Source organism: Saccharopolyspora sp. NPDC050642, assembly GCF_040654735.1.
In the GTDB taxonomy this organism is placed as follows: domain Bacteria; phylum Actinomycetota; class Actinomycetes; order Mycobacteriales; family Pseudonocardiaceae; genus Saccharopolyspora; species Saccharopolyspora elongata.
Window position 1 is genome coordinate 58,119 of sequence record NZ_JBFAIN010000037.1, and the last position, 23,031, is coordinate 81,149.

At 71.1% G+C, this 23,031-nt stretch carries 20 protein-coding genes; 14 read left to right on the forward strand and 6 right to left on the reverse strand.

The genetic code is table 11. From position 1 onward, the window contains the following. Positions 1-67: 67 nt before the first annotated feature. The 3 genes from AB0H93_RS35825 (at position 68) to AB0H93_RS35835 (ending at position 2,927) form a co-directional block, all read left to right on the forward strand. On the forward strand, positions 68-595 hold the full coding sequence (locus AB0H93_RS35825) for an ATP-binding protein (protein WP_358579320.1): 528 nt from the start codon (positions 68-70) through the stop codon (positions 593-595). Between the two features lie 207 nt (positions 596-802). Further along, a complete protein-coding gene (locus tag AB0H93_RS35830; RefSeq protein WP_358579323.1) occupies positions 803-2,626 on the forward strand; it encodes a transketolase in 1,824 nt (607 codons plus the stop codon). 103 nt (positions 2,627-2,729) lie between these two features. Then, the gene (locus tag AB0H93_RS35835) at positions 2,730-2,927 is read left to right on the forward strand and encodes a DUF2795 domain-containing protein (protein WP_358493869.1); all 198 of its coding nucleotides are present in this window, start codon (positions 2,730-2,732) and stop codon (positions 2,925-2,927) included. Positions 2,928-2,953: 26 nt separating this feature from the next. On the opposite strand, the gene AB0H93_RS35840 is transcribed toward AB0H93_RS35835, so the two are convergent. Continuing rightward, the gene (locus AB0H93_RS35840; RefSeq protein ID WP_358579325.1) at positions 2,954-3,232 is read right to left on the reverse strand and encodes a DUF3040 domain-containing protein; all 279 of its coding nucleotides are present in this window, start codon (positions 3,230-3,232) and stop codon (positions 2,954-2,956) included. A 226-nt stretch (positions 3,233-3,458) separates the two neighbouring features. Next, positions 3,459-5,324, reverse strand: coding sequence for a collagenase (locus tag AB0H93_RS35845; protein WP_358579328.1), 1,866 nt, complete (start codon positions 5,322-5,324; stop codon positions 3,459-3,461). Positions 5,325-5,524: 200 nt separating this feature from the next. Here AB0H93_RS35845 and AB0H93_RS35850 point away from each other — a divergent pair, with 200 nt between their 5' ends. Together AB0H93_RS35850 and AB0H93_RS35855 are read left to right on the forward strand one after the other, a co-directional pair. After that, a complete protein-coding gene (locus AB0H93_RS35850) occupies positions 5,525-6,481 on the forward strand; it encodes a LysR family transcriptional regulator (protein WP_358579330.1) in 957 nt (318 codons plus the stop codon). A gap of 147 nt (positions 6,482-6,628) precedes the next feature. Then, complete coding sequence (locus AB0H93_RS35855) at positions 6,629-7,876, forward strand: MFS transporter (RefSeq protein ID WP_358579332.1); 1,248 nt, start codon at positions 6,629-6,631, stop codon at positions 7,874-7,876. On the opposite strand, the gene AB0H93_RS35860 is transcribed toward AB0H93_RS35855, so the two are convergent. Beyond that, positions 7,861-8,889, reverse strand: coding sequence for an MBL fold metallo-hydrolase (locus AB0H93_RS35860; protein ID WP_358579334.1), 1,029 nt, complete (start codon positions 8,887-8,889; stop codon positions 7,861-7,863). The two genes, AB0H93_RS35855 and AB0H93_RS35860, sit on opposite strands and share 16 nt — an antisense overlap. Positions 8,890-9,475: 586 nt before the next feature. On the opposite strand from AB0H93_RS35860, the gene AB0H93_RS35865 reads away from it, so the two are divergent. From AB0H93_RS35865 to AB0H93_RS35880, 4 genes are read left to right on the forward strand one after another with little or no spacing between them, the layout of a single operon-like run. Then, positions 9,476-10,918 carry an APC family permease gene (locus AB0H93_RS35865; protein WP_358579336.1) on the forward strand — a complete coding sequence of 481 codons (1,443 nt, stop codon included), beginning with the start codon at positions 9,476-9,478 and terminating at the stop codon, positions 10,916-10,918. Further along, positions 10,915-12,192: a glutamine synthetase family protein gene (locus AB0H93_RS35870; RefSeq protein ID WP_358579338.1), complete on the forward strand. Its 1,278-nt coding sequence runs from the start codon at positions 10,915-10,917 to the stop codon at positions 12,190-12,192. The genes AB0H93_RS35865 and AB0H93_RS35870 overlap by 4 nt, the downstream gene beginning before the upstream one ends. Continuing rightward, positions 12,182-13,315 (forward strand): amidohydrolase family protein, encoded by a 1,134-nt coding sequence (locus AB0H93_RS35875; protein ID WP_358579340.1) that lies wholly within the window; start codon positions 12,182-12,184, stop codon positions 13,313-13,315. The genes AB0H93_RS35870 and AB0H93_RS35875 overlap by 11 nt, the downstream gene beginning before the upstream one ends. Continuing rightward, positions 13,312-14,442, forward strand: coding sequence for a M20 family metallopeptidase (locus AB0H93_RS35880; RefSeq protein ID WP_358579342.1), 1,131 nt, complete (start codon positions 13,312-13,314; stop codon positions 14,440-14,442). The genes AB0H93_RS35875 and AB0H93_RS35880 overlap by 4 nt, the downstream gene beginning before the upstream one ends. 30 nt (positions 14,443-14,472) lie before the next feature. On the opposite strand, the gene AB0H93_RS35885 is transcribed toward AB0H93_RS35880, so the two are convergent. Then, a complete protein-coding gene (locus AB0H93_RS35885) occupies positions 14,473-15,324 on the reverse strand; it encodes a MurR/RpiR family transcriptional regulator (RefSeq protein WP_358579344.1) in 852 nt (283 codons plus the stop codon). Between the two features lie 387 nt (positions 15,325-15,711). Here AB0H93_RS35885 and AB0H93_RS35890 point away from each other — a divergent pair, with 387 nt between their 5' ends. Further along, on the forward strand, positions 15,712-16,431 hold the full coding sequence (locus AB0H93_RS35890) for a FadR/GntR family transcriptional regulator (protein WP_358579346.1): 720 nt from the start codon (positions 15,712-15,714) through the stop codon (positions 16,429-16,431). 12 nt (positions 16,432-16,443) lie between these two features. Here the strand turns inward: AB0H93_RS35890 and AB0H93_RS35895 are convergent, their stop codons facing one another. Then, a complete protein-coding gene (locus AB0H93_RS35895) occupies positions 16,444-17,469 on the reverse strand; it encodes an Lrp/AsnC family transcriptional regulator (protein ID WP_358579348.1) in 1,026 nt (341 codons plus the stop codon). A gap of 117 nt (positions 17,470-17,586) precedes the next feature. On the opposite strand from AB0H93_RS35895, the gene AB0H93_RS35900 reads away from it, so the two are divergent. Next, positions 17,587-19,110, forward strand: a complete 1,524-nt coding sequence (locus AB0H93_RS35900; RefSeq protein WP_358579350.1) for an AbgT family transporter — start codon at positions 17,587-17,589, stop codon at positions 19,108-19,110. 20 nt (positions 19,111-19,130) lie between these two features. Next, positions 19,131-20,384: an amidohydrolase gene (locus tag AB0H93_RS35905; protein ID WP_358579353.1), complete on the forward strand. Its 1,254-nt coding sequence runs from the start codon at positions 19,131-19,133 to the stop codon at positions 20,382-20,384. A gap of 77 nt (positions 20,385-20,461) precedes the next feature. On the opposite strand, the gene AB0H93_RS35910 is transcribed toward AB0H93_RS35905, so the two are convergent. Continuing rightward, positions 20,462-21,094 (reverse strand): helix-turn-helix domain-containing protein, encoded by a 633-nt coding sequence (locus AB0H93_RS35910; protein ID WP_358579356.1) that lies wholly within the window; start codon positions 21,092-21,094, stop codon positions 20,462-20,464. A gap of 66 nt (positions 21,095-21,160) precedes the next feature. On the opposite strand from AB0H93_RS35910, the gene AB0H93_RS35915 reads away from it, so the two are divergent. After that, the gene (locus AB0H93_RS35915; protein WP_358579359.1) at positions 21,161-21,982 is read left to right on the forward strand and encodes a methyltransferase domain-containing protein; all 822 of its coding nucleotides are present in this window, start codon (positions 21,161-21,163) and stop codon (positions 21,980-21,982) included. A gap of 13 nt (positions 21,983-21,995) precedes the next feature. Continuing rightward, positions 21,996-22,829, forward strand: coding sequence for a methyltransferase domain-containing protein (locus AB0H93_RS35920; protein ID WP_358579361.1), 834 nt, complete (start codon positions 21,996-21,998; stop codon positions 22,827-22,829). The last annotated feature ends 202 nt before the right edge of the window (positions 22,830-23,031 follow it).

Sequence of the window (23,031 nt, forward strand, 5' to 3'; positions counted from 1 at the left end):
TGAAGACAAGCCACCCGCTCGAGTTGGCAAGATAAGGCTCACGGGTGAAGGCGCGCAGCGGACGCGGATGGAGGACGACAACCAGGTGAACACCCAGACCTCCCAAGTCGACGACCTACGGCTCATCGCACTGCCCAGCGCGGTGAACTGCGCCGAGATGTTCGTCCGGTTCACCCTCGCCGAGTGGTCCCTGCGGGAACTGATCGACGAGACCTCGCAGCTCACGACCGCGCTGGTGACGGCGGCGGTCGACAGCGCGAACCCCGAGACCCCCGGTTTCATCACCGTCCGCCTGCGGCTCAGCGGCGAGAGCCTCGTCGCCGAGGTCGAGGACGAGCTGGCGAGCGTCCCACCGGCGCTGGCGCCCGGGTTCGCCGGCGGTCGCTGCGGCGCGACCGCCCTGCGCGGCGGAGGCACCCTCGTGTGGTGCGAGCTGCCGCTGCCGGGTGGCGTCTCGGCGAACGCCGTGCCGCTGCCGCGCCGCTCCCGCAGCAGGCGCGCCCAGGCGGAGCACCAGGTCGACGAAACGGCCGAGATCGATCCCGAGGTGATCAAGCGCCTCCTCACCGGCCTCAGCAACAGCGACCTGACCTGACGAACCAGGCAGGACACGGGCACGGGCACGGGCACGGGCACGGATCCCAGTTTCAATTGAAACTGCGGACCCCGACGCCCCGCTCGGCCGCAGTTTCAATTGAAACTGCGGAACCACGGCACCCACGGCCGGCTGCGGTTTCGATTTGAAACTGGGAACCCGCCGGTGCTGGTTTCGCCGGGGGTGCGTGCGGGCATGTCCCCTGGCATGGACCATCTGACCTTCCGATTCGAGTTGGCGCAGCAGCTGCGGGTCGACTCCGTGCGGGCCAGCAGCGCCGCCGGGTCCGGGCACCCCACGTCGTCCATGTCGGCGGCCGACCTGATGGCCGCGCTGCTGGACGGGCACCTGCGGCTGGACTTCGACCACCCCGAGGACCCGCGCAACGACCACCTGATCTTCTCCAAGGGCCACGCGTCCCCGCTGTACTACTCGTGTCTGAAGGCGGTCGGCGCGATCGACGACGCCGAGCTGCTCACGTTCCGCGAGTTCGGCAGCCGCCTGGAGGGCCACCCGACGCCGGTGCTGCCCTGGGTCGACGTGGCGACCGGCTCGCTCGGCCAGGGCCTCCCGATCGGCGTCGGCCTGGCGCTGACGGCGCAGCGGCTCGACCGGCTGCCCTACCGGGTGTGGGTGCTCTGCGGCGACAGCGAGATGTCCGAGGGGTCGATCTGGGAAGCGCTGGAGCACGCCGGGCACGAGCAGCTCGACAACCTCATCGCGCTGATCGACGTCAACCGGCTCGGCCAGACCGGGCAGACGATGCACGGCTGGGATCTCGACGCCTACGCCGCCCGGGCGCACGCCGCCGGGTGGCGGGTGCTGCAGATCGACGGCCACGACCCGGAGCAGGTGGAGGCCGCGCTGAAGGACGCCGAGTCCGGCGACGGGCGGCCGGTCGCCGTGCTGGCGGCCACCAAGAAGGGCAAGGGCGTCGCCGAGGTCGAGGACCGGCCGGGCTTCCACGGCAAGCCGCTGGTGCACCCGGAGGAGGCGATCCACGAGCTCGGCGGCATCCGCGACCTGCGGGTGACCTGCGCGAAACCGACCGGCGACGAGGTACCGCACGTCTTCGCGGCGCCCGGCGGCGGGCTGCCCGCGTTCGAGCCCGGCACCGAGGTCGCCACCCGCAAGGCCTACGGCGAAGTGCTGCGCGCGCTCGGCGACCGCCGCGGCGACGTCGTCGCGCTCGACGGCGAGGTGTCGAACTCGACCTTCGCGGAGCTGTTCCGCGACGCCCACCCGGACCGCTACTTCGAGATGTACATCGCCGAGCAGCAGCTGGTCGCCACGGCGATCGGCATGCAGGTGCGCGGGTGGGTGCCGTTCGCCTCGACGTTCGCCGCGTTCCTCAGCCGCGCCTACGACTTCATCCGGATGGCCGCGGTGAGCCGGGCGAACCTGCGCCTGATGGGCTCGCACGCCGGCGTGTCGATCGGCGAGGACGGGCCGTCGCAGATGGCGCTGGAGGACCTCGCCGAGTTCCGCGCGGTGCACGGCAGCACGGTGCTCTACCCGTGCGACGCGAACCAGACCGTGCAGCTGGTCGCGGAGATGGCCGACCGCGACGGCATCAACTACCTGCGGACGACCCGCGGCGCCACGCCGGTGATCTACGAGCCCGGCGAGGAGTTCCCGGTCGGCGGCTCGCGGGTGGTGCGCGACGGCGACGACGTCACGCTCGTCGGCGCGGGCATCACCCTGCACGAGGCGCTCGGGGCGGCGGAAACGCTTGCGCGGGAGGGCATCCAGGCCCGCGTCATCGACCTGTACTCGATCAAGCCGGTGGACGTCGACGCGCTGCGGCGGGCCGCCGCCGAGACCGGCGGGCTGGTCACCGCCGAGGACCACTGGCCGGAAGGCGGCCTCGGCGAGGCGGTGCTCAGCGCCCTCGCGGGCACCGGAGCGCCGGTGCGCGTGCTGGCGGTGCGCGGCATGCCGGGCTCGGGCACGCCGGCCGAGCTGCTGGGGCAGGCGGGCATCGACGCTCCCGCCATCGCCCTCGCGGCCCGCGAAATGGTCGCCGTCTGACTCGCCAGCCCCACCCGCGCCGTCATCGCCGGGTCGCGTGTGCGTGCCGCGCCGGAGGGGTAGCCGGATGTCGACCCAACCGGCTCGACGGGCGGGGGGAACGATGCCCGTACCCGATCGCGGAGAACTCCTCAGGTTCCTCTGCCACGTGCGCTTCCCGGCCACCAAGCAGGAGATCTACCAGCAGTGCGTCGCGCTGGGCGCGCCGGCGGCGCATCTGGAACGCCTCCGAAGCCTGCCCGACGGCGTCTTCGTCGAGCCCGACACCGTGCTGCAGGCACTTCCCCATCCGACCCCATGAATCGTCCATATAGGACAAATCGGCGGTCACGCCCCGTGTTTCCGCCTGGCGTGCCACCAAACGCCGAACGCGACGGCGGCGGTGCCGAGGACCAACGCGATCGCGGTCAGCACCAGCCCGCTCACCAGGCAGAGCACGGCTAGCAGCGCGACGAGGACGAGAACCAGGAACACCAGGAGCCGGCGCACGCCACCCCAGCTCTGGCCGCTGTCGAACCGGGCGAACTTCTCCGCCAGCCGAGGATCGCCGGACACCAGCTCGGATTCGATCTCGGCGAGCCTGTCCCGCTCGTGCCTGCTCAACATGACGAGCTCCTAGCTACGTTCCCTTCGACCCCAACGAGGTACCCGCCCCCCACCTGCCTCAAGCCCTTCAAGCCTGGCACGCCGGAGTTCGCCGCCCTACGCGGCAGCCGGGTGATTTTCGGGCACGCACAGCGACGATGCCGATCACTGATCGTTGCCATTCGACGCGCGCAGGCGCGCGGCCGGCTCCACGCCGGCCGCGCGCCCGCGGCTGGATCGCTATCGGTCAGGGCGTCGAGCAGGCGCCTGCGGCGCACTCGGTCAGCCAGTTCGACCAGTCCTGGTCGTAGCTCGTGCCGATGGTGCGGGTTAGGAACTCGCGCGCGCCGTTCCAGTCGCCCTGGCGGTAGTAGTTGAGCACGGTGCCGAGCTCGGCGCGGTGCCGGTCGAACATGTACCGGACCGCGAGATATCCCCACCGGTAGGTCCGGTTGGTGTCACCGTTCTGGTAGGTGGTGTTCCACAGATCGCTCAGCCGGTAGGTCTGCTTGCCGGCCTCGTCGATCGCTTCCTGGTACGGCAGGTTGCGGTAGGAGTAGGAGATGTACTCGCCGACGCCCTCGATCCACCACACCGTGGGCGTGCTGGTCGACGCCGCGAAGTCGCCGTGCATGTTGAAGCGCCCGTCGAGGTAGTGCGTGTACTCGTGGTTGAGGTTCCAGATCTCGAAGGTGGGCCGCTGCCATTCGGCCTCGTAGGCGATGAACCGCGGCAGGTTGCCCGGCTTCGCGGGGTCGCCTTCGAGGTACATGCCGCCGTTGTTGGTGCTGATCCCGAAGATCACGCCCGCGTAGGTCTGGTAGTCGGCGCTGGAGTCGAACGCGACCACCTCGATGGTCGTGTTGTTGTCGTCCGCCACCGGCTGGCCGCCGTCCTGGACCTTGTCGTGGAAGAAGGCGTCCTGGCCGATGAGGCTGGTACAGCTGGCCGCCAGTTCCTCGGCCGCCATCTGCTGAGCGCGGATGCTGATGCTCGGCGAGCAGGTGTGCTTGACGGTCAGGACCGCGTCGGTCAGCCGCTGCTGCAGATCGCAGGTGCCGTATTCGCCGCAGTTCTGCTTGTCGTAGTAGTCGGTCATCTGGGCGACGCTCACCCACAGCGGCGCGGTCGGGCCGGTCATCTGACTGCGGCCGAGCAGGTCCTTGAGCATCGGCCGGACCTTGTCGCGCAGCGCCTCGTGCTGCACGAAGCGCCCGAGCTCGAGGCCCGCGTTGGCGGTCAGGAAGCGGTTCTCGGTGCCGAGCAGGTCGAGGTGCTGCGTCGCGAAGGTGTGCACGGTGTCCACCACACTCGGGTCGGCGTGGACCGCGTCGACGAAGTCCGGGAACTGGTGCCCGCGGAACAGCACGGTGTAGACGCTGTTGACCGCGTTGACCATCCAATAGAACTGGTCGTAGGACGAGTCGTAGGCGGTGAGCAGCCGCTTGACGACCTCCAGGTAGCGGCCGTTCTCGGTGGAACTGTCGATCAGAATGACCGATTCGGAGAGTATCTGGCCGCTCTCGTCGCTGACCGTTCCGGACTTCGGGTTGCCGAAGAACGCGTCCAGCCCGCCCTGGATCGCCGCCTTGAGCGCCGGCCCGTACTCACCCACGCTTCCCGGGTCGCCCCACTGGACGTAGTACCCGGCGCGCAGGAAGAGCACCAGCTGCAGGGTGTTCGTGCTGTTGTCGCCGGGATAGGCGGCGGCGTTGTCCCGGAGCGCATTGGCGACCGTGACCATCTGCTCTTCCCGGAACGCCCCGTGGGCGTCACCGCCGGTAAGGCGGAACAGCGTGTTGATGCAGTCGGGGGTGGCAGACTGGATCTGACGGACGAGTTCACTTCCGGTATTGCCGGTGAACTGTGACGGATCGCAGTCCGGCGCCTGCACCTCAGCCTGCATCGAAGGGCGCGGCCGGAACGGGAAGTCCTGCACTTCAAAGTACTTGCGCCGCTGGGCGGAGTCGTCCGCGGGCAGCGGCGGGCGGTCCTTGGCGTCCAGCGTGCGGAACGGGACCTTTTCCGTTGGTGTGACGGGCGTTTCGGCGGGGCCGGGCGCGGACTGCGCGGCGGCGGGCGAAATCAGGGCGAAGACCAGGCTGAGCAGCATGATCCGAAGCGCGGCAGGGCGCCGGCTCCGGGCGGCATGAGGCGGTCTTTTCGGCACGTTCGACCTCCTAGCGAGGAAGGTTTCGGCAAGGGGGCGGAGCCGGGATACCGGTCTCCCGGCTCCTGGAACGTGCGCACGTTGCGGGAATTCTGTCATCAGAAGGACATCTGGCCCCATAAGCGGCGCTATACAGTTCGGCTATGACGATCGAGATCCGGCAGCTGCGGATGATCTGCGCGATCGCGGAGGCGGGCAGCATCACGCGCGCCGCCGCCAGGATGGAACTCACCCAGCCGGCGCTGAGCAACCAGCTGCACGCGATCGAACGGATGCTGGGCGATGCGCTGTTCGTCCGGAGCAGGACCGGCGTCGTGCCGACGGAGTTCGGGCGGCGGACCCTCGATCGCGCCCGGATCGTGCTGTCGGAGGTCGATTCCCTGTTCGGCGGCGCGGGCGGTCCGCAGGCGTCGACCGAGCCACTTCACCTGGGATGTGCCCACATAGCGTGCATTTCGAGCATCGTGGACCGCGTCCAGGCCGCCCCGCTGGGGCGTTCGGTGATGCTGCACGTCGAGTCTTCCGCCGCGGTGCTGGCGGATTCGCTCTCCAGCGGCCGGTACGACGCGGCCCTGCTGGGCATCAGCGCGGGTTTCGACGTTCCGCTGAAGCGGCCGGTCATCAGTCGCGTGCTGGTCCCGCGCTATCCGTGCTTCGTCGCGCTGGCCGCCGACCACCGGTTGGCCGGCCGCGAACAGGTGCGGCTGGGCGACCTGCGCGACGAGGCGTGGATCGGGCCGCCCGGCGCCGACGACGGCTCGCTGGCCGCGCTCCGCGCCGCGTGCCTGGAAGCCGGTTTCGAGCCCCGGATCCGCTTCGAGGCGCCCAGCGGCGGCGGCCGCGAGCTCGTCGCAAACGGCCACGGGATCCGTGTGGTGGAGCCCACGTTCGCCGCGCCGCCCGGCACCGTCGTCCTGCCGCTGGAAGGAGACCCGCTGGTCGCGCGGCTGGTGGTGGCCTGGCGGCCGGACCGCATCACCCGGGAGCAGGCGGACCTGCTCTACCGGGAGATCGCCCGCGCCTACCTGCTGCACGTCGCGGACAATCCGCTGTTCCACCAGTGGTGGCAGGCCCATCCCGAGATGCACCCGGTGCTCTGAGCCGGAATTCCCGCTCGCACGGCCGAAGGTTGCCCCGGCACAACCGCGAGAGGTAGACAATGTCCATGATTGCGCCTCGCTCCTCATCTCCCTCGCGCGGAATTCCGCGGTGTCCGGCCACTTCCCGAACCGGCCGGTGAGCGGGGCGTGGCCGTCGAAGATGCTGTGAACTCCGATACCGCCACCCGGACCCGGCGGCTCGTGCAGCGCCGGACCATCCGCGCGCTGATCTGCTCGCAGGTCCTGGCCGGTGCCGGGCTGTCCTCCGGCGTGGTCGTCGGGGCGCTGCTGGCCGAGGACATGCTCGAATCCAAGCGCTGGGCCGGGATCACCAGCGCGCTGTTCACCCTCGGCGCAGCCGCCGCCGCACTGCTGATCGGCCGGTTGTCGCAGCGCGGCGGCCGCCGCAGCGGCCTTTCGGCCGGCTACGCCATCGGGGCGCTCGGGGCGCTCGGGATCGTGGCGGCGATCCTGCTGGACAACGCTGCCCTGCTGCTGATCGCGTTCCTGCCCTACGGGGCGGGCACGGCGACGAACCTGCAGGCCCGCTACGCGGGAGCGGACCTGGCGGATCCCGCGCACCGCGGGCGCGCCCTGAGCATCGTGCTGCTGGCGACCACCGGCGGCACGGTGCTCGGCCCGAACCTCACGGAAGTCACCGGCTCAGCGGCAGAATCCGTTGGCCTGCCTGCGTTGTCCGGGCCGTTCCTGCTCTCCGCCGTCGCTTACGGCGCGGCGGCCGTGCTGCTGGCCGTGCTGCTGCGCCCGGACCCGCTGCTGACCGCGCGAGAGCTTGCCGCCCAACAGGATTCCGGCCCGGCGCAGCCCGGCGGGAACGGGCCGCGCGGCGGCCTGGCGCTCGGCGCGGGGGCGATGGTGCTGACCCAGCTGGTCATGGTGGCGGTGATGACCATGACGCCGATCCACATGCGCGACCACGGTCACGGGCTCGCCGAGACCGGCCTGGTGATCGCCGTGCACATCGCGTGCATGTACCTGCCGTCGCCGCTGACCGGCGCGCTCGCCGACAAGTTCGGCCGGCGCGCGGTGATCGCCGCCGGCGGCGTCGTGCTGCTGGCCGCCGGGCTCGTCGCGGCGTTCGCCCCGGAGCACTCCGTCGCCGGGCTCGCGATCGGCCTGGGCCTGCTCGGGCTCGGCTGGAACCTCGGCCTGCTGGGTGGGACCGCGATGGTCACCGACGCCGCCCCGCTCGCGAACCGGGCCCGCATCCAGGGTCGGGTCGACCTCGCGGTCTCGCTGGCCGGCGCGACGGCCGGGCTCTCCAGCGGTCTCGTGATGGCCTCGACGAGCTACAGCGCGCTGGCCATCGGCGGCGGCGTGCTCGCCGTGTGCGTGGTGCCGTTCCTGATCCGCATCGGTCAGGCCGCGGAGTAGTGCACGACCCCTTCGACCTTCTCCTTCACGAGCTTGCCCTGCAGGCTCAGCACGTCCAGGTGGGCGGCGGTTTCCAGCACCGCCATCATCTGGTTGAAGGGGTCGCCGAGCTCGTCGAAGCTGCGCTCGCGGCGGGTCCAGGTCAGCGCCCGCGCCGCCTCGTACGCGGTGCTCGCGCCGTTCACCACGACGGCCGCCATCGCGTCGAGGCGGGAGTCGTGGTGGTCGAGCAGTTCGTCGACGCGCTGGTGAACGCTGTCGGTGGCCGGGCCGTGCGCGGGCAGCAGCCGCATGTCGGGCAGCGCGCGGACGAGCCGCAGCGACGCCAGGTAGTCGCGCAGCGGGGTCTCGGTGGGAGCCTGCTCGAACCCGATGGACGGCGTGATGTGCGGCAGCACGTGGTCGCCGGCGAACATCAGCCCGGCGGCGTCGTCGATGAAGACCAGGTGGCCGCGGGTGTGGCCGGGCGTGGCCAGCGCGCGCAGCGGCCGGTCGGCGAGCGTGATGTCGGTGGACTCGCCGATCCACTCGTCGGGTTCTTCCCAGAAGTGCGGGCCGCGCGGGCCGTCGTCGCGGGCGGCGATGACCGCGTCGCGCACCGGCTTCGCGCCGCATTCGGCGAGCAGCTCGATCTGCTTGGCCAGCGGCCGGTGCCCGGGATCCTTCAGGACGTTGATGGTGTGGCGCTCGTCCTCGCCCAGCAGCACCTTGGAGCCGAACTCCCGCCGCAGCGCCACCGCCTGCGTGTAGTGGTCGCGGTGCGCGTGGGTGACCAGGAACCGGTTGATGTCGCCGAGCCCGGCGCCGATCTGGCGCAACGCGGCGGCGAGCTGCTCGCGCGCCTCGTCCAGCGCCCAGCCGCCGTCGACGAGCGTCAGCGTGTCGCCGTCGGCGATCGCGTAGACGTTCACGGCGCGCAGGCCGTCGTTGGGAAGGGGCAGCGGGATCCGGTGCACGCCCGGCGCGACTTCGTACGCGCCCGGCTCGATCCACTCGTGCCGCGAGTCGCCCATGACCACACCTCCAAGCGCGCCCCCACCTGGGCGGTCCATCAGGAGTACCACACCCATACCAACCAGTCAGTACGCCTGTGACGACATCGCGAAGCCGGATTCCGGCCCCGCCCGACCGCCGCGTCCGGCACCGGCCCGGCCTCCGGCGGGCGTGGGAAGGCGCGGGAATCGCGGCCGAGCTGGGAAATTTAGCCACGCGAACGGCCCGGTGGGCCACCGGGCCGGATCGTCCACACAGGACGCCTGCCACATGGGGCGACGCCGAATCGTGGCGTTCATCACGTTCGACCGTTCGCTGATCCGCGAACACCCGGCAGGGCATGGCGTTTCGGCTGGTCACGACCCGTGCACACTTCGTGTCGCCATAGCAGCAGAACGTGCGCACGGGCATCTAGCAGGACAAACGTCCCGCCGGCGGATCAGCCGCCCCGGATGACGCCGGCGCCGACGTCATCCGGCCGACGCGAAGCGTGACATGTTCGTTCCAGAACGGGATGTTGACTGTCGATATGGAATGGATGTTTCATTCTGTGCCGATGGGTCGCCTGCCGGTGGCTCCGCCGTCCGCCGCCAGCTGGAGCAGCCGTTGCCTGATCGAACCCGCGCCCCGCGCAAGCTGCGCCTGTGGGAAGCCCTGGCCCTGTCCGTGGGCCTGATGGGCCCGACCCTCGCGATGGGCCTCAACGGCGCGGGCGTCGCGGCCACCGCCGGGAAGGCCGTGCCGCTCGTCTTCGTCCTCGGGCTGATCGGCGTCGCCCTGGTCGGCTACGGGTTCTGGCGGCTCACGCAGCACTTCAACCACGCCGGTTCGGTCTACGCTCTGGCCGGGGCGACGATCGGGCCGCGCGCCGGGTTCTTCGGCGGCTTCGCCCTGCTGGGCACCTACCTCTTCTTCCTGACCTGCACGCTCGCCGCGACCGGCGTCTTCGCGCACGCCTTCCTGCACGCGCTGGGGATCCCGGCCGCGACGCCGTGGCTGATCGTGGCCCTGCTCGCCGCCGTCGGGGTCGGCCTGCTCAACTCGCGCGACACCCGCATCACCGCGCGCACCCTGCTGATCGTCGAAGGCATCGGGATCGTCGTGATGGCGGTGCTGGCGTTCGTGGTCATCGGCCGGGTGGCGGGCGGCTCGGCCCCGCGCGGGCAGACCCTCGACCTGTCGGTCTTCACCGCGCAGGGAACGACGCTCAGCGCGGTCATGACCGCGACCGTGTTCGCGTTCGTGTCCTGGGCGGGCTTCGAAGCGTGCGCATCGCTGGGCGAGGAAACCGACAACCCGCGCCGCAACATCCCGCGGGCGCTGGTCGGCAGCGTGCTGCTGACGGGCGTGCTGTACGTCTTCGTGATGTTCGCCCAGACCATCGGTTTCGGCACCGACGCGGCCGGCGTCGCGGAGTTCGCCGGCTCCGAGGCCGCCCTCGCGACGCTGTCCGAGCAGTACGTCGGGGCCTGGTTCGCGCTGGTCATCGCGTTCACCGCGGTGGCGTCGGCGTTCGCCTCCGCGCTGTCGTCGTCGGCCGCCGCCGCGCGGCTGGTCTACGCCCTGGCCCGCGACGGCTTCGGCCCCGCCCGGCTGGCCCGGACCAGCCCGCGCACCGGCGCACCGACCGCCGCCTTGGCGTTCGTGTGCGCGGTGGCGGCGATCCTGGTGGCGATCGTCGCCGGGTTCGGGGTTTCCGCGTTCGACGCGTACTACTGGTTCGCGACCATCGGCGTGCTGTGCATCCTGGTCGCCTACGCCGTCGCCGGCGCCGGGGTCATCGCGTTCACGCTCTCCGGCCGCGCCTCGATCCCCAAGTACGAGATCGTGCTGCCGGTCGCGGGCATCGCCTACCTCGGCTTCGTGATCTTCACGCAGTCGGCCGGCCAACCCGCGCCGTTCTCCTACTTCCCGTGGATCGCCGGGGCCTGGTGCCTCGCCGGTGCCGTCGTGCTGCTGGCCGCCCCCGGGCTGGCGCAGCGCATCGGCGAGCGGCTGACCGCCGAACTCGCCGCCCAGGAACCGCAGGCCGAGAGGAGCGCGCTGTGACCACCGTTTTCGTCGCCACCTGCGATCTCGCCGGGCTGACCCGCGGCCGGTCGGTGCCGGCCACCGAGCACGACGCGGTGCTGCGCAGCGGCGTCGGCTGGGTGCCCGCCGACCTGGCGGTGTCGGCGTTCGGCCCGATCGCCCCGGACAACGTCTTCGGCTCGCAGGGCGACCTGCGGCTGCGGCCCGACCCCGCCACCGGCATCGACATCCCGGCCGACGGCGAGCAGCCGGGCCTGCGGCTCTACCTGGCCGACCAGACGCTGCCCGACGGCAGTCCCTGGCCCTGCTGCCCGCGCACGTTCCTGCGCGACGCGGTGGACGAACTGCGCGCCCGCACCGGATTCGAGGTCGTCGCGTCGTTCGAGCACGAGTTCGTGCTCCCGGGGCTGCCCGCTTCGGCGCCGTTCTCGCTGCACCGGTTCCGGACCGCCGAGCCGTTCGGCTCGGACCTGGTGCGGCTGCTGGCGGACGCCGGGCTGCGCCCCGAGACGTGGCTGCCCGAGTACGGCGACGGCCAGTTCGAGATCACCCTGCACCCGGATTCCGCGCTGGTCGCGGCGGATCGCGCCGTGCTGCTCAAGGAGCTCGTCCGCGACCTGGCCCGGCGGCGCGGGCTCGGCGCGAGCTTCGCGCCCCTGCTGGATCCGTCCGGGGTCGGCAACGGCGTGCACATCCACCTGAGCCTGCGCGACGCCGATGGCCGGCCGGTGTTCTTCGACGCCGGACGGCCCGGTCGGCTGTCCACAGTGGGCACCCGGTTCGCGGCGGGCGTCCTGCGGCACGCGGCGGCGCTGACCGCCTGGACCGCGCCGAGCCCGGTGTCGTTCCTGCGGCTGACCCCGCACCGGTGGAGCGTCGGCGGCGCGTTCCTCGCGGAGCGCAACCGCGAGGCGATGCTGCGGATCTGCCCGACCTCCGGCCCCGACCCGGCGGCGCAGTTCAACCTGGAGTTCCGGGCCGCCGACGCCACCGCCAACCCGTGGCTCGCGCTCGGCGTGCTGATCCGGGCCGGGCTGGCGGGCCTGACCTCGGACTACGACGAGCCGGTGGTGTGGCCGGAGGACGCCGCCGAGGCCGATCTCGCCGGGGTGCCCGCGCTGCCCGACTCGCTCGAATCGGCGCTGAAAGCGCTGGAATCCGATGATGTGGTGCGATCGTGGTTCGACCCGAAGCTGCTGGCCACGCAGCTCTCGGTGAAGCGCACCGAACTCGCGCACCTCGACGGACTCGACGACGCGGAACGCACCCGGAGGATCGCGGATGTCTACTGAGGACCTCGCGGCGGCTGTCGACGGCCTGCCGCTGGTGGACCACCACGTGCACGGCGCGCTGGCCGGCGAGGTGGACCGCCCGGCGCTGGAACTGATGCTCACCGAATCCGACCGGCCGGTGCCGGCGTGGATGACCCAGTTCGACTCGCAGCTGGGCTTCGCCATCCGCCGCTGGTGCGCCCCGGTCCTCGACCTGCCCGCGCACGCCGACGCCGCCGACTACGTGGCGCGGCGGGAAGAACTCGGCGCCGAGGAGGTCACCCGGCGGCTGCTGGCGGCCAGCGGCATCGGGCACTACCTGGTCGAAACCGGCTACAAGGGCGACGAGATCCTCTCCCCCGGCGAGATGGCGTCGGCCTCCGGCGTCCCCGCCGACGAGGTGGTGCGCCTGGAGGCGGTGCTGGAGGATCTCGCGAGCAGCGGAGTGGGCGCGGCCGAGCTGCCGTCGCGGTTCCCGGAGGTGCTCGCGGAGCGCACGGTCGATGCGGTCGGGCTCAAGAGCATCGTCGCCTACCGCTACGGCTTCGACTTCGATCCGCAGCGCCCGTCGGAGGCGGAAGTCGTTGCAGCCGCCGGGAATTGGCTGCGTTCCGGCTCCACGCGCGTGGACGATCCGGTGCTGCTGCGCTTCCTGCTGTGGTCGGGCGTCGACCGGGGCCTGCCGTTGCAGCTGCACGCCGGGTACGGCGACCCCGACGTCGAGTTGCACCGCTGCGACCCGCTGCTGCTGACGCGGTTCATCAAGCTGGTCGAGCCTTCCGGCGTCGACCTGATGCTGTTGCACTGCTACCCGTTCCACCGCAACGCCGGATACCTGGCCCAGGTGTTCCCGCACGTGTACTTCGACGTGGGGCTCGGGGTGAACTACAGCGGCGTCCGCTCCGCAGCGGTGGTCGCCGAATCGCTGGAGCTCGCGCCGTTCGCGAAGATCCTGTTCTCCTCCGACGCCTGGGGCCCGCCGGAACTGCACCACCTCGGCGCGTTGCTGTGGCGGCGGGGAATGCTCAAGGCGCTGTCGGAGTGGGTCGAGGCCGGCGAGTGGTCCGAGCCGGACGCGATCCGGGTGTTCCGCATGATCGGCCAGGACAACGCGCGCCGCGTCTACCGGCTGGACCAGCGGTGAAGCGGCTGCTGGCGGAGCTGGATCGGCAGCTGGAGTCCGCAGTGGACATCCGCCACCAGATCCACGCCCGGCCCTGCGTGTCCGGCGCCGAGGGACCGACCTTGGACCTGGCGCTGGCGAACCTGCCGGGAGCGGTGACCAGGATCGGCGACACCGCCGCGGTCGTGCGGGTCGGCGGCGAGGGCCCGGCCGTCGCGGTGCGAGCGGAGCTCGACGCGCTCGCGATCACCGAGCGGACCGGCGTCGACTGGGCATCGCGGCATCCCGGTGCGATGCACGCGTGCGGCCACGACGTGCACCTCGCCGCGTTGATCGCGCTGGCGCGCGCCGTCGACGCGGTCGGTGGCCCGGCGCCGCTGCTCGCGGTGCTGCAACCGCGCGAGGAGACCTATCCTTCGGGGGCGGCGGAGATCGCGGAAAGCGGTGTCCTGCAAGCAGAGCAGTGCCGTTCGGTGATCGGTGCGCACGTGCAGCCGCTGCTGCCATCGGGAACGGTGGCGTGCACGCCGGGCGTGGTCAACGGCTCGTCGGACGAGTTCACGCTGACCGTGCGCGGCGATGGCGGGCACGCCGCGTACCCGCACCGCACGCGCGACCCGGTGGTGGCGCTCGCGCACGTGATCGTCGCGCTGCAGAGCATGATCAGCCGGACCATCGACCCGATGGCCTCGGTCGTGCTCAGCGTGACGACCCTGTCGGCTGGCACCGCCGCGAACGTCGTTCCAGGGCAAGCCGTTGCGCGCGGCACGGTGCGCGCGATGACGACCGCCGATCGCACGGATGTCCACAAGAGACTGGTCGAGGTCGCCGACCTGACCGCCCGCGCGCACGGCTGCTGCGCCGAGGTCGAGTTCGTGCACGGCGAGCCGGTCCTGGACAACGACGCGGAGCTGGTGAAGGCGACCGCCCCGCTGCTCGGCGAGCTGGGCCTGCGGGTCTCCGCCGACCTGCGCTCGGCCGGATCGGACGACTTCTCCTACTTCTCCGAGCTGCTCCCGTCCCTGATGATGTTCGTCGGCACCCACGGCGGCGCGGAACAGCTCCACTCCGCCACGTTCCTCCCGCCGGACGACCGGATCCGCGACGTCGCCCACGCCATGCTCGCGGGCTACCTCGCCGCCACCTGACGCAGGCCGCTACCAGCGGAAACGGAACCGCTACTCCGCGACGTCGTCGGCCAGGTCGTCGTAGCGGGCCAGGCGCTTGCGCGGTTCGTCGCCGAGCTCGTCGACCAGCGCCGCCACCACCGCCTCGACCAGGGCGAGGGCCGGGACCAGGGAGTCGAACGGCGACGGCGCCTGCACGCTGGCGGGCAGCACGATGTCGGCCGAGCTCGCCAGCGGCGACAGCCACGGGTCGGTGAACAGGATCAGCGCCGCGCCCTGCTTCTTGGCGAGGTCGCCGAACCGGATGGTCGCCTTCTCGTACCGCCGGTAGTCGAACGCCACCACCACGTCGCGGCGCCCCATGTCGAGCAGCGCGGCTGCGCGGTCGCCGCCGCCGTCGGGCACGTGCGAGGTGCGCGGCCGCAGCTCGCGGAGGTGTCCGGCGAGGTACTGCGCCAGGATCCCGCTGAAGCGGCCGCCGATGGTCGTCACCGGGCGGCGCGCGTCGGCGAGCAGGGCCACCGCCGCGTCCACCTCGGCGGCGGGCACCGCCTCCAGGCTCGACCGGATGCCCTGCGTGAAGGCCTCCACCGACCGGTCGAGGGCGTGATCGCCGCCCCGCCCAGCGGTCCTGGCGTACATGTCCAGCGGCGAGGACAGCCGCTCGCCCAGCTCGTCCTTGAGCGCCTGCTGGAACTCCGGGTAGCCGACGAAACCCAGCTTGCCGACCAGCCGGAGCACGGTCGGGGCGCTGACCCCGGCCCGGGCCGCCAGCCGGGCCACCGGCTCCAGCCCGGCGAGCGGGTAGTCGGCCAGCAACAACCGGCAGACCTTCCGCTCACCGGCGGTGGCGGTGCCCTGCTGCTGCCGGAGCAACTCCACCACGGGAGCTCGACCACTCATGAAGAACCCCACCAAGTCCGCAGAACCCCACCACATCGGACTATAGAGCCTGTTTCCAACTTGCTCTGCGTGGCGGTGCGGGTAGCGGCCCCCTGCGGGAATTACGGTCGCCTTCTCGCTGTGGGATCCCCGACTCATGAATGGCCAATTCACCACGTCGGGGCTGTCCTCGCGAGAAGACCCCTGAGAACCCGCAGCGGTGCAAGCTGCGAGGGCGGGCTAAGCGGCTGCGCCGCTTCAAAGACAAACCCCGCCCTACCACACCTCACACCACAACATCCAAAACAGCCTCTATACCCATCCGGCGGCCGCGTGCGGTCCTCAGTGGACCACGGGCTTGACCGGGCGAGGACGGGGCGTTTAGGGTCGCTGGGTTCTGGGCATCTGATGTCGCGCGAGGGGGTCCGGGTGTCGCTGCCGGAAGAGCTCGCCGAGCGGCTGCTCGGGGCGATCATCGACGGCACCCACCCGCCCGGGGTCGCGCTGCCGTCCGAGAGCGAGCTCGCCGAGCAGTTCTCGGTGAGCCGGCTGACCGTCCGCGAGGCCGTCAAGGCGCTCCGGGTGCAGAACGTCGTGCGCATCCAGCGGGGTCGCGGAACCTACGTGAACCCGCCCGCGCAGTGGACCGCGCTGGATCCGATGATCCGGGCCGCCACGGCGCCCCGGTCGAGCCGGGTGGTGTCGGAGAGCCTGATCGACGCGCGCCGGCTGCTGGAGGTCGGGGCCGCCGAGCTCGCCGCCGTCAAGCGGACCGCGACCGACCTGGCGCAGCTGCGCGAACAGCTGCAGGACATGCAGTCCGCCGCCGACACCGACGACGTGGAGCTGTTCGTCGCGGCCGACATCGCCTTCCACAACACCGTGATGCAGGCGACGGGGAACGCGTTCATCCCGCTGATGTTCGAGCCGTTCGGGCGGCTGCTGGTGGAGGGCCGGCGGGAGACCTCGTCCGTCCGCGAGATCCGCGCCAACGCGATCGAGCACCACACCAAGATCCTGCACGCGCTGGAGGCGGGAGATCCGGTGACGGCCAGGCAGGCGATGATCGACCACCTCGCGCAGACCTCCGAAGACCTCCGCACCCACGTGATCGACAAGCGCCCCTGAAGCCTCGCGGTTTCAGGCGAGGTGGAGGCCGGCCCAGGGGTCGGTGGGGACCACCTCGGTGCTGCGGCCGAGGTCGTCCAGCAGGCGGGACTGGCGCTTCAGCTGGTGCAGGGTGATCGCGCGTTCCGCCAGGGACAGCGACGGCAGGCGGGCCGCCAGTCGCTCCTCGAGGTGCTGGCTGTCCTCCGGCGATCGCAACCAGACGATCATCACCAGGTTGTGCCGTCCCGTCACCGCCGCGCAGAACCGGATCTCCGGAAGCGTCGCCAACGTCCGGCCCACGGCGGAGAGCTCGTCGGGCGGCACGTTCGCCCAGAAGATCGCCGAGATCGGCCAGCCGGTGAGGCTCTGCGCGACCTCGCAGCGGATCGACACCAGGCCGTGGTCCACGAGCCGCACCAGCCGCCGCCGCGCGGTGGACACGCTGGTGCCGGTCAGCGCGGCGAGCTCCGCCACGGAACGACGGCCGTCGACGCTCAGCGCGACGATCAGGTCGCGGTCCTGCTCGGTCAGCACGCCCTGGCGGGCGCGCGGCGGCGCGTGCTCCGCCAGCTCGGCGCGCTGTGCGGGGGTGAGCGCGTTCAGCCGCCAGTGCGCGCCCTCGCCGTAGACCGTGGTGGCCGTGTGCACGCTGGTGCGCCGGACGCCGGGGTGGTGGCTGAGCTCGTCCAGCACGAACCGGGACAGCGCGGGCAGGCTCCGCGCGTTGATGATCACGAACAGGTCCCGCCCGCTGCCGACGTGGTGCACCGAAACGACCTGCGGCAGCCGCGCGAGCAGCATCGCCAGCCCGTCCCGCTCGGCCGGCAGGCAGTCGATCTCCACGCAGCCGAGCACGTGCGCCGACGGCGCGGTCAGCCGCGCGTACGCGGTCATCCACACCAGGCCTTGCTCGGTGATCCGCTGCCACCGGCGGGCCACCGTGCTCGGGTCGACGCCGAGCACCGCGCCGAGCACCTGCCAGGAGCCGCGCGGGGCGATCTGCACGGCGTTGACCAGGGCCAGGTCCAGCTCGTCGAGGTTGGACGAATCTTGCATGCACGAACCTTCATGTGACCGTTTCCGGCAATCCAAGCAGCGCGGCTGACGCCTTGTCCACCCTTGCCCCACTGCGGGTTCGAGCCCGCGACGAGTTCGACTGCGCCCGGAGATCACATGGACACAGCGCGTACCCGGCCCACCCGACTGGATCGGGTCTTCGCCGGGATCGAACGGCTCGGCAGCCGGATTCCCGAGCCGTTCTTCCTGTTCGTCTACCTGCTGACCGCGTTGGCGGTGATCTCCACCGCGGTGGCGGCGTTCGGCGTCACCGTCGAGGTGCCGGGCAAGCCCGAGCCGATCCCGGTGCGCGCGGTGCTCAGCACCGAGGGCCTGGTGTGGTTCCTGACGAACTTCGTGGACAACTTCATCGGCTTCCCACCGCTGGGCACGGTGCTGGCGATGATGCTCGTCGTCGGATTCGCCGAGCGGACCGGGTTCCTGACCGCCGCGGTCACCCTCGTCTTCGGCCGCGCGCCGCGCTGGCTGCTGCCCTACGTGGTGGCGTTCGTGGCGTGCCAGGCGCACGTGATGTCCGATCCGTCGCTGATCGTCATCCCGCCGCTGGCGGCGCTGATGTTCAAGGCCGCCGGGCGGCACCCGGTGGCCGGCCTGATCGGGGCTTTCGCCTGCGGCGCAACGGGTTACGCCGGCGGCATCCTGGTCGGTTCGCTGGACGGGCTGCTGGAGGGCATCACCCGCAAGGCGCTGCAGATCGCGCCGCTGGCCACCGAGGTGCACACGCACATCGCGATGAACTACTTCTTCGCCGCGACCGCGGGCCTGCTGCTCCCGCTGGTCGGCGGGTTCCTGATCGACCGGGTGCTGGAGCCGCGGCTCGGGCCGTGGACCGATCCCGACGGCGAGCAGGTGGCGGAACTGACCGCGCGGCAGCGCAAGGGCGTGTGGCGGGCGTTCGCGGTGCTCGCCGGTTACGTCGTGCTGGCGTTCGGCACCTGGCTGCTGCCCGGCAGCTTCCTGCGCGGCGACGGCGGCGCGCTGGTGCCGTCACCGTTCCTGGAGAGCATCGTCCCGCTGATCATCATCGCCTTCCTGCTGGCCGGGCTGGTCTACGGGTGCACCGCGGGCACCGTCGCCGAGCGCGCGGACGTGCCGCGGATGATGACCGAGACGGTCAAGGACATGGCCGGCTACATCGTGTTCATCTTCGTCGCGGCGCAGTTCATCGCCCTGTTCACCTGGTCGAACCTGGGCACGCTGATCGCCGTCGGCGCCGCCGACGGGCTGCGGGCCGCGAACCTGACGGGCTTCCCGGCGATCATCGTGATGGTGCTGCTGGCAACGGTGGCGAACCTGTTCGTCACCTCGGGTTCGGCGCTGTGGTCGCTGCTGGCGCCGGTGATGATCCCGGCGTTCACCATCCTCGGCTACGACCCGGCGTTCATCCAGGCCGCGTACCGGATCGGCGACTCGACCACGCAGGCGGTCAGCCCGCTCAACGCCTACGTGTACATCCTGCTGAGCGTGAACCGGAAGTACCAGCCGGAGACGCAGCTGGGCACCCTGCTGGCCCGGTTGAGCTTCTTCGTGCTGCCGTTCTTCGCGGTGTGGCTGCTGATCCTCGCGGTGTTCTACTTCTTCGACCTGCCGGTGGGACCTGGCGCCGGCATCCGGCTGTGACCGTCTACAAAGGAGAGATGATGCAGTTCGACGAGCTCGTGGCGCTGCGGCGCGACTTCCACCGGTACGCCGAGCCCGCGTTCCTGGAGATCCGCACGTCCAGCATCGTCGCGTCGCGGCTGCGGGCGCTGGGCCTGGAGCCGCTGACCGGCCGGGCCGCGATGCGGGCGGACACCGTGGTCGACTACCCGACCGCCGAGCGGCGCGAGCTGTTCGCGGAGCGGGCCGTGAACACCGGCGCCGACGCCGCGGGTGTCGAGCACGCCGCCGAGTTCGGCACGGCGGTGATCGCCGAGGTCGAGGGCAACCGGCCGGGTCCGGTGTGGGGCCTGCGGTTCGACATGGACGCCCTGCCGCTGGCGGAGTCCGACAGCCCGGAACACGCCCCGGCGGCAGGGGGATTCCGCTGCGACTACGGCGCGATGCACGCCTGCGCGCACGACAGCCACACCGCCATCGGCCTCGGCCTGGCGAGCCGATTGGCGGCGAACAACGACTTCGCGGGCACGGTCCGGTTCCTGTTCCAGCCCGCCGAGGAGGGCGGCCGCGGGGCCGCGTCGATGATCGCCGCCGGGGCGGCCGAAGGCATCGACCGGTTCGTCGCGGTGCATCTCGGGCTCGACGAGCCGGCGGGGAAGGTCAGCGGCGGGATCCAGGGCCTGCTCGCGACCACCAAGATGCGCGCCAGGTTCACCGGCACGGCCGCGCACGCCGCGGGAGCACCGGAGCAGGGCGTGAACGCGCTGGTCACGGCGGCGAGCGCGCTGCTCAACGTGATGGCGCTGCCGCGGTACTCCACCGCGGACACCCGGATCAACGTCGGCACGCTGCACGGCGGCGACAACGTCAACATCGTGCCGTCGTGGGCGGAGATGACGCTGGAGGCGAGGTCCACGGACTCCGATGTGAGCGCGGACCTGACCGAACGCATCAAGACCGCACTGCGCGGCTCGGGCGCGATGCACGGGGTCGGCGTGGACGTGGTCGAGACCGGCGGATCGGCCACTATGGACTGCGATGCCGAGCTGGTGGACGCTATCGACCGGATCGCGGCGGAGCTCCCCGACGCCGGAACCACCGACGGGTTCAAGCAGATGGGCGGCAGCGACGACGCCAGCCTGTTCGCCCGCGAAGTCCAGCGCGCAGGGGGCATCGCCACCTACATGACGGTCGGCGGCGGGAACACGGCGCCGCACCACAACCCGCTGTTCGACATCGACGAGTCGGCGATGCCGGTCGCCCTCGACGTCCTGGAACGCCTCATCCGCCGCTGATCGGGTGAACGTCCGCAATTTCAATGGAAATCAGAGGTCCGATTTCCATTGAAATTGCGGCACCCGGCGAACAGGTATCAGCTCCCGCAGAGCTGCGCGCGCAGGAGCTCGGAAACCCACTGCTCCCACTGCTCCGGCTTCCAGCCGCGATCGCGCACCACGAGCAGGTAGAGCTCGGGGCTGAGCAGCCCGAACAGCACGTCGGCAGCCTGCTCCGCGGACACATCGGCGCGCGCTCCCTGCTTGGCGACGAGGGCCTCGGCAGCGGCGGCCTGGACGGTGTAGCGCGGGTCGGGTCCCTGCGGCCACAGCTCGGTGACCTCGGGTTCGGTCGCGGCGGCGATGCGCAGCACCTCGGTGATCGCCGCGACCCGCTCCATGATCTGCCGCGTGCCCGCGACGTGCGCCCGCAGCTGGGCCTCCGCGGTGTCGGCTTCGAGGGCCTCGCGGAACCACGGCCGGTCCATCGTCGCGATCGGCTCGTCGTCGCCCGCGATGGCGGTGTCCACGACCTCCTTCAGCAGATTCCGCTTGTTGCGGAAGGTGAAGTAGATGGTCTGCACCGCGACGCCGGCCCGGTCGGCGATGTCCTGCAGCGGCGTCGCGCCGTAGCCGCGCTCGACGAACAGCTCCCCGGCGGCCTGCAGCATCCGCAGCCGCGTCTGCCTGGCCTTCTCGGCCCGCTTGCCGCCCTTGTTGACCGAACTCATGACCGGAGTCTATAACTAGAGTCGTTCTCTAGAGTTGAACTCTAGTCAATTCGGAAGGAGCCACCGATGCGATCCGTGGCCAACACCCAGCAGGCCGAGGCGTGGAACGGCTGGGAAGGCGAGCTCTGGGCGGAGAACTCCAGCCGCTACGACGGGATGCTCGACGACTTCAACGGCCCGCTGTTCGCCGCCGCCGAGATCGGCGAGACCCACCAGGTCCTCGACGTCGGATGCGGAACCGGGCACACCACGCGAGTGGCGGCCGGACTCGCGGCACGAGCCGTCGGCGTGGACGTCTCGGCCCCCATGCTGGCCCGCGCCCGCGCCGACGCGACGGGCATCCCGAACATCGAGTTCGTGCAGGGCGACGCCCAGGTCCACCCGTTCCCGGCCGGCGGTTTCGACGTGGCCATCAGCCGGGGTGGCGTGATGTTCTTCGCCGATCCGGTCGCCGGATTCGCCAACATCCGCCGCAGCCTCCAGCCCGGCGGACGACTCGCGTTCATCGCCCCGACCGCCCCGAACCCCGACGGCGACTACGCCCGCGCGACCGCGGCCCTAGCCGAATTCCTCCGCGGCCCGTCCCCGGCGGCGCGCGGCATGATGTCCCTGGTCGCCCCGGACCGCATCCGCGAGGTGCTCACCGAAGCCGGGTTCGGCGACATCACCATCGACCGGACCGAAGCCACCGAGACGCTGGGGGCGAACGCGGCCGACGCAGCCGAGTTCGTGTGCTCGCTGGGCCCGGTCCAGTTCAACCTCCAAAACATCCCGATATCCACTGTGGACCGGATCCGGAACGAGGTGCGCGCCGGATTCGAGCCGTACGAAACCCCGCAGGGAGTGCAGGTTCGCGGCACCGTCTGGCTCGTCCGGGCAACCAGTTGATCGAGGAGAAACCGTGAAATCCATCGTGAACACCGGCCAAGCCGAAGCGTGGAACGGCTGCGAAGGCGAGCACTGGGCCGAACACCAAGACCGCTACGACGCGGTGAACAGCGGCTTCAACGAACCCCTGCTGAACGCCGCGAACATCGACGAGCAGGACCGAGTGCTCGACATCGGCTGCGGCAACGGGCAAACGACCCGCCTGGCGGCAGCACGAGCAGCACACGCGGTCGGGCTCGATCTCTCAGCACCGATGCTGCAACGAGCACGGAACACCGCGACCCGAGCGGGCATAGCCAATGTGTCGTTCGAACAGGGCGACGCCCAGGTCCACCCGTTCCATGACGGCGAATTCGACGTGGCCATAAGCAGGTTCGGAGTGATGTTCTTCGCCGACCCAGTCGCCGCATTCACCAACATCCGCCGCGCCCTACGACCAGGCGGACGCCTGGCGTTCGTATGCCTGCGGGAGCGAAGCGGCAACGACCTCGGGGCGGTGCTGGATGCGGCGGCGGAGCACTTACCGGCACCGGAACCTGCCGCCCCGCACACCCCCGGTCCGATGTCGCTGGCCGATCCGGAACGCATCCGCGAAGTGCTGACCGGTGCGGGCTTCTCCGACGTGACCGCGATCCCGGTCGACGCGCCGCAAACGTGGGGCCGCGACGCGACGGACGCGGCCGATTTCCTCTTCGAATGGGGCCCCGTCCAGGCGATGGTCCGCAACGCCGATCCGACCGCCGCCGAACGAGCTCGCGCCGCCCTCACGGCGGCGATGCAACAGCACCAGCAGGCCAACGGCGTCCGACTGCGCGGCACGGCATGGCAAGTCACCGCCACACGGTGAGATCCCGGCCCAACTCGACGAACGGCCTTCCTGATCACAGTTCACCGAAACCGGTTGATCACCGACTGTGCGTGCCCTAGGACTGCGTGGGGTGCCGCAGTTCTAGGGGGGGGTGTTCCTATGTTTTTGTCAAGCGGCGGCTGGGGGCGCTGCGGGCTGGGTTGTGGGGCGGGCCGGCTGGTAGCGGGTCTTGTTTCTGAGC

What these genes read in the sequence shown, in the direction of transcription:
- AB0H93_RS35825 (WP_358579320.1), top strand. Translation starts at nt 68, where the DNA reads ATGGAGGACGACAACCAGGTGAACACCCAGACCTCCCAAGTCGACGAC.
- AB0H93_RS35830 (WP_358579323.1), top strand. Translation starts at nt 803, where the DNA reads ATGGACCATCTGACCTTCCGATTCGAGTTGGCGCAGCAGCTGCGGGTC.
- AB0H93_RS35835 (WP_358493869.1), top strand. Translation starts at nt 2,730, where the DNA reads ATGCCCGTACCCGATCGCGGAGAACTCCTCAGGTTCCTCTGCCACGTG.
- AB0H93_RS35840 (WP_358579325.1), bottom strand. Translation starts at nt 3,232, where the DNA reads ATGTTGAGCAGGCACGAGCGGGACAGGCTCGCCGAGATCGAATCCGAG.
- AB0H93_RS35845 (WP_358579328.1), bottom strand. Translation starts at nt 5,324, where the DNA reads ATGCTGCTCAGCCTGGTCTTCGCCCTGATTTCGCCCGCCGCCGCGCAG.
- AB0H93_RS35850 (WP_358579330.1), top strand. Translation starts at nt 5,525, where the DNA reads ATGACGATCGAGATCCGGCAGCTGCGGATGATCTGCGCGATCGCGGAG.
- AB0H93_RS35860 (WP_358579334.1), bottom strand. Translation starts at nt 8,889, where the DNA reads ATGGGCGACTCGCGGCACGAGTGGATCGAGCCGGGCGCGTACGAAGTC.
- AB0H93_RS35875 (WP_358579340.1), top strand. Translation starts at nt 12,182, where the DNA reads ATGTCTACTGAGGACCTCGCGGCGGCTGTCGACGGCCTGCCGCTGGTG.
- AB0H93_RS35885 (WP_358579344.1), bottom strand. Translation starts at nt 15,324, where the DNA reads ATGAGTGGTCGAGCTCCCGTGGTGGAGTTGCTCCGGCAGCAGCAGGGC.
- AB0H93_RS35890 (WP_358579346.1), top strand. Translation starts at nt 15,712, where the DNA reads ATGTCGCGCGAGGGGGTCCGGGTGTCGCTGCCGGAAGAGCTCGCCGAG.
- AB0H93_RS35895 (WP_358579348.1), bottom strand. Translation starts at nt 17,469, where the DNA reads ATGCAAGATTCGTCCAACCTCGACGAGCTGGACCTGGCCCTGGTCAAC.
- AB0H93_RS35900 (WP_358579350.1), top strand. Translation starts at nt 17,587, where the DNA reads ATGGACACAGCGCGTACCCGGCCCACCCGACTGGATCGGGTCTTCGCC.
- AB0H93_RS35905 (WP_358579353.1), top strand. Translation starts at nt 19,131, where the DNA reads ATGCAGTTCGACGAGCTCGTGGCGCTGCGGCGCGACTTCCACCGGTAC.
- AB0H93_RS35910 (WP_358579356.1), bottom strand. Translation starts at nt 21,094, where the DNA reads ATGAGTTCGGTCAACAAGGGCGGCAAGCGGGCCGAGAAGGCCAGGCAG.
- AB0H93_RS35915 (WP_358579359.1), top strand. Translation starts at nt 21,161, where the DNA reads ATGCGATCCGTGGCCAACACCCAGCAGGCCGAGGCGTGGAACGGCTGG.